11 protein-coding genes and 1 pseudogene are annotated in these 15,203 nt (G+C 69.0%); 3 read left to right on the top strand and 9 right to left on the bottom strand.

Going from position 1 to position 15,203, the window contains the following annotated elements:
• Positions 1-178: 178 nt before the first annotated feature.
• From M1203_RS27320 to M1203_RS27295, 6 genes and pseudogenes are all read right to left on the bottom strand, one after another.
• Positions 179-1,858, bottom strand: a complete 1,680-nt coding sequence (locus tag M1203_RS27320) for a helix-turn-helix domain-containing protein (protein WP_308404912.1) — start codon at positions 1,856-1,858, stop codon at positions 179-181.
• A gap of 76 nt (positions 1,859-1,934) precedes the next feature.
• Positions 1,935-3,041: an o-succinylbenzoate synthase gene (menC, locus tag M1203_RS27315; RefSeq protein ID WP_249952457.1), complete on the bottom strand. Its 1,107-nt coding sequence runs from the start codon at positions 3,039-3,041 to the stop codon at positions 1,935-1,937.
• The gene (locus M1203_RS27310) at positions 3,038-3,955 is read right to left on the bottom strand and encodes a GNAT family N-acetyltransferase (protein WP_249952456.1); all 918 of its coding nucleotides are present in this window, start codon (positions 3,953-3,955) and stop codon (positions 3,038-3,040) included. Before M1203_RS27310 ends, menC begins: the two co-directional genes overlap by 4 nt.
• 82 nt (positions 3,956-4,037) lie before the next feature.
• Complete coding sequence (locus M1203_RS27305) at positions 4,038-5,231, bottom strand: M20 family metallopeptidase (RefSeq protein WP_249952455.1); 1,194 nt, start codon at positions 5,229-5,231, stop codon at positions 4,038-4,040.
• A gap of 1,021 nt (positions 5,232-6,252) precedes the next feature.
• Positions 6,253-6,684, bottom strand: a pseudogene (locus tag M1203_RS27300) (SAM-dependent methyltransferase); the annotation flags it as partial.
• Between the two features lie 117 nt (positions 6,685-6,801).
• The gene (locus tag M1203_RS27295) at positions 6,802-7,779 is read right to left on the bottom strand and encodes an SGNH/GDSL hydrolase family protein (RefSeq protein ID WP_249952454.1); all 978 of its coding nucleotides are present in this window, start codon (positions 7,777-7,779) and stop codon (positions 6,802-6,804) included.
• 665 nt (positions 7,780-8,444) lie between these two features.
• On the opposite strand from M1203_RS27295, the gene M1203_RS27290 reads away from it, so the two are divergent.
• Positions 8,445-9,419, top strand: a complete 975-nt coding sequence (locus M1203_RS27290) for a hypothetical protein (RefSeq protein ID WP_249952453.1) — start codon at positions 8,445-8,447, stop codon at positions 9,417-9,419.
• A gap of 367 nt (positions 9,420-9,786) precedes the next feature.
• Here M1203_RS27290 and M1203_RS27285 read toward each other — a convergent pair whose 3' ends face one another.
• Positions 9,787-10,371, bottom strand: a complete 585-nt coding sequence (locus M1203_RS27285) for an isochorismatase family protein (RefSeq protein ID WP_374404100.1) — start codon at positions 10,369-10,371, stop codon at positions 9,787-9,789.
• A 172-nt stretch (positions 10,372-10,543) separates the two neighbouring features.
• Positions 10,544-10,888: a hypothetical protein gene (locus M1203_RS27280; RefSeq protein WP_249952452.1), complete on the bottom strand. Its 345-nt coding sequence runs from the start codon at positions 10,886-10,888 to the stop codon at positions 10,544-10,546.
• Between the two features lie 34 nt (positions 10,889-10,922).
• Here M1203_RS27280 and M1203_RS27275 point away from each other — a divergent pair, with 34 nt between their 5' ends.
• Positions 10,923-11,339 (top strand): hypothetical protein, encoded by a 417-nt coding sequence (locus tag M1203_RS27275; protein WP_249952451.1) that lies wholly within the window; start codon positions 10,923-10,925, stop codon positions 11,337-11,339.
• Positions 11,340-11,441: 102 nt separating this feature from the next.
• Here the strand turns inward: M1203_RS27275 and M1203_RS27270 are convergent, their stop codons facing one another.
• On the bottom strand, positions 11,442-11,819 hold the full coding sequence (locus M1203_RS27270) for a hypothetical protein (protein ID WP_249952450.1): 378 nt from the start codon (positions 11,817-11,819) through the stop codon (positions 11,442-11,444).
• Positions 11,820-14,094: 2,275 nt separating this feature from the next.
• On the opposite strand from M1203_RS27270, the gene M1203_RS27265 reads away from it, so the two are divergent.
• The gene (locus M1203_RS27265) at positions 14,095-14,943 is read left to right on the top strand and encodes an endonuclease/exonuclease/phosphatase family protein (protein WP_249952449.1); all 849 of its coding nucleotides are present in this window, start codon (positions 14,095-14,097) and stop codon (positions 14,941-14,943) included.
• Positions 14,944-15,203 lie beyond the last annotated feature (260 nt).

Here is a 15,203-nt window from a genome sequence, read left to right as displayed (position 1 = left end):
CGACGGCCGCCGCGGTGATCGGCGCCGAAGCCGCGCGGTCCGCCGCCGCCCTGGCCGCCGTCGCGGTGATGTCCCGTCCTGAGCATCCGGTGGTGGCGGGGGTCCGTGGAGTTCCACGACCCTTCGGAAGCCTTTCCGGCAGCGCCGGCCAACGATGTCTCGCAGCGGTTTCCCGCTCTCACTCCCCGGCGGGGCGCCGAACGGCGGGGGGCAGCAGCCGCAGTTGCAGCATCGCCGCGAACCGCTCGCCCGGGTCGTCGAGATTGATCCCGCCGACCTCCGCGAGCCGGCGCAGGCGGTACCGGAAGGTGTTGGGGTGCACATACGCCGCCGCCGACGCCGCGGCCACGTCGCCGAACGCGTCCAGCCAGCACCACAGCGTGTGGACGAGCCGTGACTGGTGCCGGTCGTCGTAGGCGAGGAGGCGGGCGATGGGACCGGTCGCCACATCCCCGCGCGAGGCGGCCAGATCGGCGAGGTCCAGCATGAGCGCGTCGACGTGGACGTCTTCGGCGGTGGTGACCCGTCGGGCGCCCGGGTTGGTGAGCAGCACCCGCAGCGCCCGGTCCGCGCCGTCGCGCGAGCGGCTGAGGCCGGTGCCGTCGAGGGCGGGCGGGCCGATGCCGATCGCGGCCGCCACCCGGTGCCCGGTGCGCTCCAGGAACGTGGCCGCGACGCGGACCGACCGTTCCTCGAAGTCCGCCCCGTTCCCGGGCATCGGCACGATGCCGTAGGCGACGTCGCCCAAGAGTGCCACGGCTGAGCGTGCCTGGACGGCGCTCAGATGCATGGCCAGCGCGTCCGCGATGCGCTGGCGGTCCGCGACCCGGCGCAGATCGTCCTCGGCGAACGGATCACCCGCGAGATCCCCTTCCGGGCCGCCGAACAGACCCAGTGCCAGCACGATCGCGGGCTGACCCTGGAGGCCGAGCCGCGCGATCGCCTCGGGCGCCCCCGTGCCGCCTTCCAGCGCCGTGCTCACCAGGTCGGCCCGCAGCCGTCGTTCGACGTCGGCACCCGCGCGCAGCCGGAGCATATGGAGCGCGACGACTTTGCCGGCGTCGATCAGCGCCTGCGTCCGTTCCCCGGACAGGGGTCCGGGCACCGCCGCCCAGATCGACCCCAGGATCTCGTCGCCGGCCCGCACCGCGAGCGCCACCCGTGGGATGGTCATCGACTCATCGCGCAGCGGAGGGACGTACACAGGGGCCTGATCGCGGTAGATCCGTTCGAAGACGCCGTCGCGTTCCAGGCCTTGAGTGAAGCGTTCCGGCACCTGGCGGCCCAGGATCGTCTCGACGCGTGACTGGTCGGCCTCGTCCTGGCGGCCGGAGAAGGCCAGCACCCGTGAGCTGCGGTCCTCGATCGTCACGGGCGCGTCCAGCAGCGCGGCGACCGCGTTGGCCAGCGCGAAGAGGTCACCCGACGGCATGCCGCCGAGCGTCTGCGGAGACACGTCGCCGACGTCACCCTCCACGAGCAGGGTCCGGAGCATGGCGGCGACCTGTGCCCACGAGGCGCCCCGGGTGAGTCCGAGGAGCGCGACGCCGGACAGGTCGGCGGCCCGCCGGACCCCGGCTGTCGGGATGAACGGGGACCGGACGACGAGCGCCGCCGCGCCCTTGTGGCCGAGGTCGTGCAGGAGGCGTACGACGTCGTCCGGTTCATGGACCCCCACGCCGAGGACGACGGCCTGGGCGGGGAACTCCGATGCGTCGAGCGGGTCGTGTATGACCACCCCGCCGAGCCGCCGGCGGGCGCTCCGGCCGCCCGCGATGGACTCCAGCAGCATGTCCCCGAGGTCGTCGAGGACACGTGCCAGGCTGGTATGTGGTTTGCCGGGCACCGGTGTCAGCACCACCTGAAGGTAACCCCGGACGTACCGGGACCCGTTGGTCCGGTCCAACCGAAGTTACCACCGATTTCGTACGGTGTTATGAACCGATCCAGACTTTCGAGGTGGTGACGGCCGCCAGCAGGTCCGGAACCGGGGACACGCCCAGGCCGGGCCCCGACGGCACGGGCAGGTGCCCGTCGCGCAGGACGAACGGCTCGGTGATGTCGGTCCGGTAGAACCGGTCCGACGCCGACGTGTCGCCGGGGAGCGTGAAGCCGGGCAGCGAGGCGAGCGCGATGTTGGCCGCCCGCCCGAGCCCTGTTTCGATCATGCCGCCGCACCACACGGGGATCCCGTGGGCCGCGCAGACGTCGTGCACCCGCCGGGCCTCCAGGTACCCGCCGACACGGCCGGGTTTGATGTTCACGATCCGGCAGGCGCCGAGCGTGATCGCGTCGGCCGCGGACCGGGCGGAGACGATCGACTCGTCCAGGCAGATCGGCGTTCGGATACGGCGGGCCAGCTCGGCGTGGCCGAGGATGTCCTCCTCCTCCAGCGGCTGCTCGATGAGGAGGAGTTCGAAGGGGTCGAGACGGGCGAGGCGGGGCGCGTCGGCCAGGGTGTACGCCGTGTTGGCGTCGACCTGGAGCAGTACGCCGTCGCCGAAGCGCTCGCGGACCGCGCGTACCGGCTCGATGTCCCAGCCGGGTTCGATCTTCAGTTTGATGCGGACATAGCCGTCGTCCAGATAGCCGCCGACGACATCCAGGAGTCGCGGTATCGAGTCCACGATGCCGACCGAGACCCCGCAGGGCACGGAGTCGCGGGTGGAGCCGAGGGCCGAGGCGAAGGACTGGCCACGCGCGCGGAGTTCGGCGTCGAGCACGGCCATCTCCAGGGCGGCCTTCGCCATCCGGTGACCCTTGTACCTGGCGAGGAGGGGCGCGACCATGTGCGCCGTGACGCCGTCCGCCGCCAGGACCGCCGGTATCAGGAAGTTCCGCAGTACGTGCTCGGCTCCGTCGACGTACTCCGAGGAGTAGACCGGCCCCGTCATCGCGACGCACTCGCCCCAGCCCTCCGCCGACGGCGTCACGACGCGCAGGAGCAGCAGATCACGTTCGTCCTGCGTGCCGAACGACGTCCGGAACGGGGCCACCAACGGCATCCGGACACGCAGGAGTTCCAGACCGTCGAGCTTCATGTGGACCACTCCCTTGAGATCACGTACCTGCCGGCGCCGTCGAATCCGACGACCTTGGTTTCTTCCTCCGCCATCAGGCCGCTCAACACCTCCCTCAGCGCATGGCGCCACGCCCGGCTCCGGCCCGGGTCGGTGCGCCGGAGCGCCTCGATGTCGGGCGGTACGGCGACGAGGACGACCGGCCCGTCCGTCGGGCCGGTGCGCGGCCCGCCGTCGAGTCCGACCGACAGAGCGAGCGCGGCGCCGTTCACGTTCATGTCCGCGACACCCACATCGACGTCGATGTGGACGCGCGGAGGCTCACCGCGCGCGGCGGTCGACACCGCGGGGTCGGCCAGCTCCCACCGGACCAGCAGCCGGTCGGACTCGCCCGATCCGTTGATGCCGTCGCGCATCGGCCCGTAGAAGTCCGGCAGGTAACACGCGGGGCGGGCGGCGAGTTTGGCCAGGTTGAAGTGTGCGTTGCGCCGAACGAGGGGGTCGAACGTCCAGGTGACGAGAGAGACGGCGTGGAGCAGCGCCCAGGCGCGCTGATGCAGTTTCAGGGCGAAGCCGATACCCCGGCCGCGTCCTCGGGGCGCCACTCCGGTGATGTGGCTGTGCAGGCTCGCCTCCGCCGGGTTGCCGAAGAAACCGACGCAGGCGCCCAGGAGTTCACCGTCCTCGTACGCGCCCGCGACAGGGTTGCCCGCGGAGGTCATGGCCCGCAGCAGCTCCGTCGTCACCGGCTCGGCACCGGCGCCCCGCTGCCAGATCGAGCCGAAGAGTCCGGCGACCTCGGCCAGTTCGGCCACATCCGACAGGTCCCTGATCACCACCCTCGACGCGGCGGCGGCCAGTGTCGCGGCGGCCACCGCTTCCGCTCGCACGGCCGGGGAGACCAGCCTGGGCACGTTCGTCGCGAGATCTGTCACGGGACGCTCCTTTCCGGACCCGCCGGGCCCGTCTCCGAGGTGACGCACCAGAAGGGCGCCGGATTCGTCGTGCCGCACGGGTTCACCTCGGCGACGTGGCGCCGGTGGCGCCGGCTGTGTCGGCTGTGTCGGCGTCGGTGGCCGGGGCGGTCCCGTGGGCGTTCGCGCCGTCGATCACGGCTTGGATCAGAGCCGCCAACAGCGCCGTACGCCGGGGCAGTTCGGCGACGACGACGTGTTCGCCGTCCGCGTGCGCCCCGCCACCCACGGCGCCCAGTCCGTCGAGGGTGGGAATCCCGAGGCCGGCGGTGAGGTTCCCGTCCGACGCGCCCCCCACGGCGGCGGAGGTGAGCGCGCCGAGGCCGAGTGACGCGGCGAGCGACGCGGCGAGGCCGAACAGCCCCGACGACGCCTCCGCGTGGAGCGGCGGGCGGTTGATGCCGCCGGAGATCCGGATCCGCGCGTCCGCCAGTACCGGTCTCAGTTCGCGTACGGACCGGTCGACCCGCCGCTGCTCCGCCGAGTCCCACACCCGCACGTCGAGCGCGACGCTCGCGCGGGCGGGAACGGTGTTGGTCGTCGTACCGGCGGAGAGGGCCGTCGGAACGACGCTCGTGCCACGTTCCGGGTCGGCGAGCATGGCGACGGCGAGAATCTGGTGGGCGATCTCCACTCCGGCGTTCACGCCCTTCTCCGCTTCGAGCCCGGCGTGCGCGGCCCGTCCCTCCACGTCGATCCGGTACAGGGAGACGCCCTTGCGACGACACTTCAGCGCGCCCCCGTCGGCCGACGCCTCCAGCACGAACACCGCGTCGCAGCCGCGCGCCTCCTCCTCGATCAGGCGCCGTGACGACGGCGAGCCCACCTCCTCGTCGCCGGTGATCAGGATCGACAGCCCCGCCCGGTCACGGACCGAGGCGGCGGCGTGCAGCGCCATCACGACGCCCGCCTTCATGTCGAAGCAGCCCGGCCCGCGCAGCACGCCGTCGCGGACCGAGTACGGGTGGGTCTCCAGCGAGCCGATGGGCCACACCGTGTCGTGGTGCCCGAGCAGCAGTACGCGCGGCGTCCCGCCGAGCCGCCACCTCAGATGCGTACTCCCGTCGACCACGACGCGGTCCGGTTCGGCGTCGAGCAGCCGGCGTCCGATGGCCGCCACCACGTCCGCGCTGCGGGCGACGGCCTCGTGGTCGGACGACGGAGACTCGCAGCGCACCAGGGTTTCGATGTCGGCGAGCAGGTCCCGTACCACCGCGTCAACGCCTGTCGCGGTCATCGCGGCTCACCCCGCAGCGGTCGGCCCAAAAGCGCGTCGGTCCGCAACTCGACTTCCACGAGCACCGGTTCACGTTCGCCGGATCCGGACATCACGACGCTCGACGGGGGCAGGCACCCCTCATCCGCGACCGTTCGGAGTCGAGGAAGGCGCCCCCGATCGCCGTACTTCCGGCTCCGTACGGATACACCTCGACGGTCACCCGGGAGCCGGAGCGCCGCGAGCGATCCAACGCCGTCGTCACGCCGTCCATGGCCTGGAGCCGCTGCCCCGCGACCGAGTGCACATGGCTCCGCGCGGGTCGTCGAACCCCGGACCGACGACCCGCCCCGTCATGCCGGGGGCCGCACACCCCGGCGGTGCGACGAGCCCTGCGCCGAGGGCCCCGGCCACGCCGCCCGGCACAACCACGTCGGCCACGCCGAACGAACCCGGTTTCCGGGTCGATGACACGGCCGCCGCGCAAGAGTGTCTGCATGCCTTCATCTCCTCAACAACGCGCTGGAGCACCTGCTGTCGCCCCAGACCCTAGGAGGGGACCGGCGACCACTGTTCGTCCAACCTGACGAATCCGTGGGGGTGTGTCGGGGCACCGGGACGAACGACTGGATCGTCCGGCGTAGTGGTTCGAACAGGTACTGGGCGCTGTTGGTCAGGGCCCGCCAAGGCCGCGTCGGCGAGCACGGCCGGTGCCCACCGGGTGGTCGACCACCGAAAACGGTTGCTTGCGGCTCTCGCCGTGATCATCCCTTGCTTCGTTCCGCCGGACGAGTTGAAGCCCGCCGCCGGCGAGCTGGCTGGACCTGCTCTTCCCGTCCCCTACGGGCTTCCATGACGAAACCGATCCGCGGCGCGACATGCGCCTGGGTCGTGTCTTCAAAGTCCCGCCTGCCCGGCGACGCCCGGCACGCACGCTCGCCGCGTTGTCGGATCACCCCAGTACGTCCAGTACTGGGGAGACCCTCCGCCTTGCGATCGCACGCACCGGACGCCGCCAGGCCCGCCCTACGGGCGGACGGCGCTACTTTGAAGACACGACCCAGGCCGCGAGACTCGACCGCACCCATGTCCGGTCTTCCGTGAGGTACGTATCCACCTTCAGACCCACCTCTGCGAGAGCATCCTCGAACTGCTCCTTCGTCAGCGGCCGGGACACGAACGTCTGGGTCCACGTGGCGTCCGGAAACGCGCACTCCGCGTGCACCGAGTTCGCCCCATCACCAGTCGGCTCCGACGACACGATCCGCACCGTGTAACCGCTGGGATCGACACGCTCACGCGGCAGGTTCGTGTGCCAGTCCGCACCCTCCCGTTGGATCAGCACGCAGCCGCCCACCGCGAGGTGCCGTACGCAGGTACGCAGCAGCGCCCGCCGCACTTCGACGTCTCCGACGTGCACGAGGAACGACGCGAGCATCACCGCGTCGAACGTCTCGCCCAGATCGAGCTCCTCTGATCGGCCCATCCATCTCGGCGGCGAGGTCCAGCAGACCTACAAGATGAAACGCGGCGTCCGCCGCAACCCCCCGGAGGGTGCGGCGGACGCCTCAAGCTGTCCGGCGTACGACGGTCAGCCGCCGAGGATGGCGTCCTCGACCTGTGCGGCGGCGTTGGCATGGCCACGGGCGTTGGGGTGGACGAGGGCCCAGGTCGGGGGCTGGAGGCGCTGCAGGATGCCTTCCGTCCACTTCTCCTGGCCGGGAGCGCAGACGCTGTGGCCCTTGCTGGACGAGTAGATGTCGACGTAACGGTCGCCGTGCGCGGCGGTGACCTGCTGGATGATGGCGTTGAGCGGCTCAAGAGCCGATTCCCGCAGCCAGTTCAGGTCCGCGTGTCGGGTGGTGGAGAACTGCAGAGGGTTGCTGTACAGGCAGTTGGCGGGGTCGTCGGGGATGACCGTCGGGTAGCCGACGGTGATGACCTTGGCGAAGGGAGCCTTCGCGTGGATCGCCGTCAGCATCTGGTCGTACTCGCGACGGACAGTCTCAAGGCGGGCCGGCATGCCGGCCTCGAAGTGGTCCTTGCAGGGGCTGGAGCCGACGGATCCCGTGGGGCCGAGCTCGATGCACTTGCCGAGGAGTTCACCGAAGCCGAGGCTGTTGCCGCCGACCCCCACGCTGACCAGGTCGGTGCTGGGGGACAGGGCGTCGATCTGCGGGGGGACGGGCGCGAAGGGGTAGTCGGGGTCGCTCTGGTCGATCAAGCCGGGGATGTGGAGCTCGTAGCCGGTCGGCGTCTGCTCTTCGCGGTAGACGTTGGCGATGGTCGCGCTGCCGCAGCTGACATTGCGCAGGTGGACCAGCGAGCCAAAGTCCCGCCTGATGATCTCGGGGTAGGACTCGGTGGTGCGCTGACAGCCGTCGCGGGGGTACTCGAAGGTGTCGCCCGCCGCGGGGATGGCGCCGGCGGTGTAGGAGTCACCGAGCGCGACCCACTGCAAGCTGCTTGCCGCTGCGGCGGCCGGGGCGGACGCTGATGTGCCGGCACCGAGCAGGCAGAGAGCCGCAACCGCTGCGGCTCCCGCCAGCTTCTTACGAAATCGGGGCATGCTGAAATCTCCGTCAGGACATGGTGGTTGACAGGACAGCGACTCCGGCGCCGGGTAGCCATGCAGATACTAAGAGTGCCGATCATGGCGTCGGTAGTAGATCCAAATAGATCGTCTTTTCACATCAAATCGGCCAACCCTGCCACACCAGCGAACTCCTCCCACGCCGAGGTGCCGATCAGCAGCACCGGCCACCGGTTCCTTTGCTATCGCGGGCGGGTGTGCGCGGTTGGTGGTGGAGGTGCTGGTGAGCAATGGACGTCACCGGCTGTTGACGGTGACCCGCATGAGGTGATCACGGCATGGTCAGGCGCGCGGGCCCCGTGAGTTGGCCAACGCCTCACGGCATTCCGGGCATCGGCACCCATGCCGTCGGTAGGCGGAGAGAGCCGTGATCGAGCCCCGGATCCCGTCCCTCCAGGAGCGCGGCATCCAACGCCTCAGCCCACTCCGGCTCGTACGTCCGCCGGCCGGAGGGCCGTTGTGACGGTCCTTACGCGGGGGCAGCGATCCTCCTGCTGCTGGGCGCCCGGAACCTCTCCTCCGCCGCGCTGCTGCACCAACCCCGCCATCGGAAGCTTTGCCTCAGCCGAACTCGCTTTGCCGCGCTGTTCCCTCCTCGGGCCAGTGGGGCGGATCCTGGACGGAGGGGAGGTGGTCGCCTCATGCTCGACGACGGGCAGCGGCTCGTGGTGATCGGGGTGTCGAATTCGACGTTCTTTCCCGGGCCGTTGAGGGGGACAGGGTGCTCGTACTACCACGTCGGGCGCTCGCACGGGGGCATGCTCGGCTGGAATGCCGTCCGGGGCACTTCGGCCGAGCAGGCCGAGTGGCGGGCGGCCGCGGACCGGTTCTACGGCGCAGTCGGGGAAGCGGAGAACGCGTATGGGGAGGTCGTCCGGGGGAGAGCCCGCCGCCTGCCGGGCGCGCGGCGCAGGAAGGAGCGAGCGGCGGGGCGGTTCCACGAGGCGATGGCAGCCGCCGAGGAGGACTACGCGCCGGTACGTGCGGAGATCGAGCGCCGTTTGGCCGTCGAGGAGGAGCAGGCACGCCGGGATCGGGAGGAGCGCGAGCGCCGCTGGGAGGCTGAACGGGCAGAGGAAAAGGCACGACGACAGGCCGCCAAGGCCCTTGCGGCAGCACGCAAGGCCCGCTGCTATGAGCTGGCGCGGCGGAGGGTCTGGGAGTGGGCGGTCGTCGAGGACGAGGCGCGAGGCGCGACGGAGATCCGGGTTGGCCGGCATGACGTGCGCGCCGGGCAGCCGCTGCCGGCCTCCTCACGGCGGTCCGAGCGACCGTTGACGGCGCGGAGTCTGGAGCGAAAGCTGCTCGGGCTACGGGACGAGCTGGACCTGACGGACGTCCGGTGGGAACAGGCGGCGATGGATCGCGTGGTGGCGGAGTGCTCGACCCCGGACGACCCCGTGCCGTTCGAGGTCTGGTGGGCGACCGTCACCGCGCGCCACTGGCACTCCTCCCGGCAGGTGCCGCCGCCCTCGCCGCCCCCGTCCCCGCATCCTCCGGACGGCCCGGGCCGTGCGTACGGCCACTCCGGCAGCGACTACGGAGGCATCGGAGGGGACTTCGGCGGTGGTGGATACGGCGGCGGGTTCAGCGGAGGCTTCGGCGGCGGCTACTGAGCCCCGCTCCGACAGAGCCGCGGCACTTCCCCCTGAGGTGCCGTTCAGGCCGGCATCCCTGCTTCTGGACACGGACCTCGACGAGTCGAGCGCGATGTCGGCCGGCCGTACGAAGCGACGGCGTTCTGGTCGGCCGACCCGCGCGGGAGCAGGGCACCACCGAGCAGCAGGCCGCCGAGGGTGGCGTCGGCCGGAGTGAGGCGTCCCTCGGCCACCCCGCGGCCGGCCCGATGGAGGAGCAAGGCGCCGTCGGTGCGGGGTGCCCCGAGTCGATTGAAACCTGGTAACTGGCGCCACCATCCGTCGGTGTCCCGCCCGCGAGTCGGCAGGCGGGCTTCGACAGTGCGGCCCCCCGGGAGCGTGACGGTCACACGCGGCGGACGTCCCCGGCCTTACCCCTGGTGCCCTGGTGTGTATCCGGCTTCGGTGCCATGAAGTCGAGCTCGACGGCAGTCAGGACCCGAACACTGCGATCAGGAAAGTCGATGTGCCGGTAGATTTCGTTGTGATGGGCGATTGACTGGTCCGGCAGGGCGAAGTCTGTCGGCTGAGTGCGAACGGATGTGGTGTGTCCGTCCGCCACGAGGACCAGGTCGTAGCCATGGCTGAGTGCCTGGCGTGCCGTCGTTTCCACGCAGTTCTCCGTGGCAAAACCGGTGACCAGGACCTCGGTCACGCCGAGGCGGACCAGCGCCTCATCGAGATCGGTGTCCAAGAAGGCGTCAGCGGAGGTCTTCGTGACCACCAGCTCTCCGTCCCGCGGCGCGAGTTCAGGCAGGGCGTCGCCGCATCCTTGTTGTCGAACTGTGATGACGGGAACGTTCGAAGCACGGGCCCGAAAGCTGAGACCCGCGATGGTTTCGATGGTTCGGTCAGGGAGGTGCATGATGGGCATCATCTCCTCCTGCATGTCGATGATGAGGAGCGCGGCACGGTGTGGCATCAGTGGCATCGGCCCACCGTAGCTTTGGTGCTCTCCCAACGGCACCGGTCGTGAAACGGGGGCATGGTTCTGTGCCTCAACCACGTCGCGGAGTAGGCGACGGACATCGTCACAGCAACGCCTCGCTTCAGGACTTCCGCGCGCGGTGTGTACAGCGCATCGGAGCTCGAAGTGCTGTGTCTTACCAGAAGATGGTGAGGACCGCCGCTAGGAAGGTGCACTGGGCGCCGAGCTGGATCCAGAGCGCGGTCCTGCGCACGGCGCCATGTCCAGGGCAGAGAACGACCACCCAGGCGATGCCGGTGATCAGGAGACTTCCCTCGTACACCCAGCCCGGGGTGGTACCGCAGTTCTCGTTGTAGGCGATGCAGCTGGACACGTTCTCGCCGGTGAGTGCGAGGATTCCGGCCAGGATCGTCGCGGGCAGCAGAAGGATGGCCGAGATGGTGGACCACGCGCGGAGCCGCCGTCCGCCGTCGGCGGTGAGCTCAGGAGTGGCAGGAGCGGCGGGGAGGCTGGTTTTCATAATCCTGATCCAACCGGAGCGGTTCGCACGGTGGATGGGCAAAGCTACCCAACAGGCCTCCGCACAGCTACTCAGCTTGTTCTTTAACCCCCTGGTGCTTCCCATGGCCTGTCACATGTACGGTGCCGTGGTGACAGATGGGCTGTACCCACGGCTGGCGGAAGCGTTTCCGGCACTTGCTACCGAGATCGCTGAACTGCTCCGTGCTGAGGGTGAACCGCTGGCCGAGGTGGTCGCTGACTTGCCCTACTACGGCCCGTGCACATGTACCGCAACTTGTGTCAACCTGCTGACTTCGCCGCCCGGTTCGTCGGGTTCCTCGTTGATCCAACTCGAACGCGATGGCGTGGACATCATCTGGCTGAGCTTGGATCCCTCCCGGGCCACTATCACCGACATTGAAGTTCTGGACGGGCGCGATCTCGGCCCGCACGCCCAGCGATCTGGTTGAGCACGTCACTTCCGCTGCCCGCCGGACACTCAAGCGGCCCAGGGCTGATCACATGACGGCCTCGAACGGGGCAGGCCCGGAAGCATGGCGGCACCCGCAGGTCTATTGGCGCTCGCTCTTCCTCGTGGGTTCCTTCGGCACCCAGTCCGGAATCCTCCTCCCAGCTTGCGCCGCCATCTGCCACACCTCGGTGAGGCTGTTCCAGTCGTCGGTGTACTCCAGTTCCCAATACCTGGCCAGTTGCCACAGCGCTTCGGCATGGCCGGATACCTCAACTGCTCTGGCGAACAACTGCTCCGCCTGGGCGTCGAACCCAAGGCGTCCGGCCTCCAGCCCGATCAGGCACAGTTCGTCCGGTGTACGGGCCTGGCGTGCTATAGCCGCCCAGAAACTGGAAGGAGGAACTGCGCTTCCTCGCAGCGGTGCGGCGGGCTCTTGCAGATAGTCGGCAAGGGTGTGGACGTCAGGCTCGGCCCCCATTCCATCGGCAAGGGGGACGAGGTTGAGGGCACGGGCGACCCCCTTCCTGAGCTCGTAGGCGTAGTCCAGTGCTCTCCGTCCCCAGTCGTGCGGGGGTTCGGCTCGTTCGTGCGCTCAGAGGCACCCCCGGTGCCGCACCGAGCAGAGACGCGGTCGTTGGCCTGCTCGTGCCCAGGCGGCTGGCGTCGATCGCGGCTGTCAGAATCGCCTTGCCGTAGGGGCAGGTGGCATGGAGCCAGTGGTCCAAGAGATCGGGGCCGGCCGCAAACGTCTGCGTGAGGGCTCCGCGGTAGGAGGCGGATACGAGCACCGCATTGAGTGCGGAGTCTTCCTCCGCCTTGCGGTAGGCCTCGTCCAGCGACTGGCCGGTGAACTCCTCCGGCACGTCGATAGCGGACCATGGGCGTAGCAGGGCTCGGGCGTCGGGGTGGGTGTCCTGCTCGTCCCGCGGGGACGCGGTCAGCCGCGTGTAGGCGCTCGACCATATGATGGCGAGGACGATGACGGGTCCCCGTCGCTTCAGCAGCCGACGTAGAGATGCAGCCGCTTCCTCACCGGCAGGCTGTTCGAAGGGTTGTTGAGCATCGTCGAGCCACAGCACCGTCTTCTCGGTGATGGCATTCACCTTCACAGCGGCGATCAGCGCATCCCCCGGTCTTGGGGTAGATGAGGTGCCAGTCGGGAAGGTGCCGCTTCACGGCCTCGTAGGCCGTGCGCGTCTTCCCCGTGCACGATCCGCCACGAAGCACCAGCAGTTCTGCCTCCGAACCGCCGGCGATGGTCTGCAGACGACTGATGTCCTCGTCGTGTGGGCGTTGCACATAGGCGGGCAGCACGAACGCGGCTGAGGCACGCTGCCTACTGAGGGTGCGGCCGCTGCATGCACGTTCAACTGCCGGGCGTCCCAGTCCACCACAGGAATGGGCTGGTCCGGCAACGCGGCGATCCGTTCCCGAGCCGTATGTCCTGCGCTCACGCGTTGCGATCTCTTGGAGGCGGCCCGCTCCCCGCGCAGACCAGCCCGAGCTGCCTGAGCGTCACTTTGCGCGGCCGACCAGTTCACGCGGGCGACACGAGCGACAACCTCTGGGCTCGCTCGGTGGTCCTGCCTGGCCCGGTCGACGATCAGTTCGGCCACCTGCTTCACCCCATCGATCTCATCCGGGATGGAACCGGGATGGAACCTTGTTTCAGCCGGTCGTGAACGGTGCTGCTGGCCACGCCTGATTGCTTCTCAAGATCCCTCCAGGAAGGACCCGTCAGCGTGCGCAGTCGGCCAAGTGAGAGAAGGAGGTCCGTGAAGTACTGAGCTGGTCCGTCCCTGCTGCCGTTGCTCAACTGCCTCGCCCCACCGGCTGCTCGGGTGATGGTGTCCGGACACCTGCCGGACGACTGGTGTCCCAGCGTATGCCTTCGACCAGCAACGGAGGGGCGGTTGCACCGATGCCGTCCGGCTGGAGTGCCGGACAGCTCCCCTGGTTGCGAGTGTCACGCAGGCCGCCCGAGTTGCGGGCAGGCGGGAATCACTCCGGGATCAAAGGGGAACTCATCCACTTCACACCGACGCGCGTCGTCTTCATCGTCCTGCTCCTCATCGCGGTCGCGCTGGTCGCCACTGGCATCGCGGTCATCGCGGGCATGCTCCACCGTTTGGACGGAGCATCCGTTCCCGCGGCATGCCTGCGAGGGGAACCGCCTTCGCCGCGGTCATGACGCTGGCGCTGGCCCTCCTGACCCTGCTCAGCGCCTGGCTGCTGTAACGATCCACGCTCAGCACCGGAGGAGGACGACACCATTCAGAAGGGCGTTCGACGCACCCGGCGAACCCAGGTTCTTTCTACTTGTCAACCAGCCTGGACACGTTACCGCCGTCTGGAACGCTGTCGCCTCGGCCTGGCCAACCCCCAACTGAGCATGCGCCCGTTCCAGACCATCGCAGAACGCTGGAGCTTCACCACCCCGACCCACTTCAGCCGCCTGTTCCGGAACCACGTAAGGGATACCGCCCCGAGACCACGGAAACGTGCCGCAGACGGAGTGTGCGAATCGGCAACAACCGTGCGCGGAGTGGCAAGGAAGCGAGCCATTGGGGTCGGCATCCTGAGAGCCGATCGCTCAAATGGTCCTTGGCCACGATGTTCTCGCTAAGCGCTGAGTTGTTGGTCCAGGACACGAAGGTCATCTTTCTGACCGCAAGGGGGAGACGATGCGCATATGGGGGACGTTGGCCCGGCCCCGGGGAGTAAGGGAGACGATCAGCAGGACAAGGCGTGGCTTGCGGCTCACCGCGAGAGCAGCGCTGGCATTGCTCGTGACGGCAGGAGTGATGACATCCGCGCACGCCACCGAATCCAGCGGGATGTCAGGGGAGGGGCAGACCGCCCAGGCTTCTGTGGTCCGCAACCGCATCATGTCCTGGAACTCCAACGGACAGAACCTCGGCACACCGCAGCTCGTCGCTGATCAGATACGGCGCTTCAAGCCGCAGATCGTGCTGCTGCAGGAATCATGCCGGGGCGAAGTGGACGACGCTGTCAAGCTCTTGAAGCGACAGGGGCTGGTGTACGAGGCTCATCACGCGGACTGGCCCGACCTTCCTTGTTGGGGACAGCTGGAGTCGGCGGTTTTGGTGGCCAAGGGCACGAAGATCTACGGAAGTGTCGAAACCGCGCTCTACGACGAAAGCGACGGGATCGAGAGGCGGAAATTCACGATGTTCCAGACCCGCCTGGCGGGCAGGAACGTCCGAGTGTTCAACACCCAGCTCAGCGACGGCGGCGATGCCAACCTGCGCCATTCTCAGCTCCTTCAGCTGACGAAACTGACCCCCGGCACGCCGAACGCGATGGTCGCCGGTGATCTCAACGCCCAGCCCTGGTATTGGGAGATGGCGCCGATCTGGGCGCAGGGGTTCGCGGACGTCGACCCGTACTGCAAGAAGACCTGGGACCGTCGCTGCAATGGCACGCAGGTCAAGTCAGGCAAGAAGTTCGACTACATCCTCACCAGGGGCGCGGTGCGCTCCCGCGCATGCATACTGCACACGGTGAACCTGGACCATCGGGTGGTGGTCAGTGACATGACCGCTGGTCCTGCCTCCCACAGGCCCTGCCGCCTGGTCTGACCAGGCAGTCGCTGCGCCCGGCGCCGCCTATCACGGTGGGGTGCCGGGCCCAGCCGCAGCGGTTGCGCGAACAGCATGGGCAGATGCCGGGACGCTGACGGCTTGGTTCTTTGGCTACCGGAGCGTGCCGGAGGTGGCGCCCCGCGTCGGTGAGAAGATCATCTGCCTCACGTTGAATCACCACGATGCCCTCTCCCTGATCCTCCATGCTCCCCGGAGACGACGGGTGGACGAGGAGGACCGCGTTCCGTGGGAAGGCG

The organism is Streptomyces sp. 35G-GA-8, assembly GCF_023534745.1.
Taxonomy (GTDB): domain Bacteria; phylum Actinomycetota; class Actinomycetes; order Streptomycetales; family Streptomycetaceae; genus Streptomyces.
This window is presented reverse-complemented; position numbering and strand designations above follow the sequence as displayed.

What these genes read in the sequence shown, in the direction of transcription:
- menC (WP_249952457.1), bottom strand. Translation starts at nt 3,041, where the DNA reads ATGAAGCTCGACGGTCTGGAACTCCTGCGTGTCCGGATGCCGTTGGTG.
- M1203_RS27290 (WP_249952453.1), top strand. Translation starts at nt 8,445, where the DNA reads ATGCTCGACGACGGGCAGCGGCTCGTGGTGATCGGGGTGTCGAATTCG.
- M1203_RS27275 (WP_249952451.1), top strand. Translation starts at nt 10,923, where the DNA reads ATGGGCAAAGCTACCCAACAGGCCTCCGCACAGCTACTCAGCTTGTTC.
- M1203_RS27270 (WP_249952450.1), bottom strand. Translation starts at nt 11,819, where the DNA reads ATGGGGGCCGAGCCTGACGTCCACACCCTTGCCGACTATCTGCAAGAG.
- M1203_RS27280 (WP_249952452.1), bottom strand. Translation starts at nt 10,888, where the DNA reads ATGAAAACCAGCCTCCCCGCCGCTCCTGCCACTCCTGAGCTCACCGCC.
- M1203_RS27305 (WP_249952455.1), bottom strand. Translation starts at nt 5,231, where the DNA reads ATGACCGCGACAGGCGTTGACGCGGTGGTACGGGACCTGCTCGCCGAC.
- M1203_RS27295 (WP_249952454.1), bottom strand. Translation starts at nt 7,779, where the DNA reads ATGCCCCGATTTCGTAAGAAGCTGGCGGGAGCCGCAGCGGTTGCGGCT.
- M1203_RS27285 (WP_374404100.1), bottom strand. Translation starts at nt 10,371, where the DNA reads ATGCCACTGATGCCACACCGTGCCGCGCTCCTCATCATCGACATGCAG.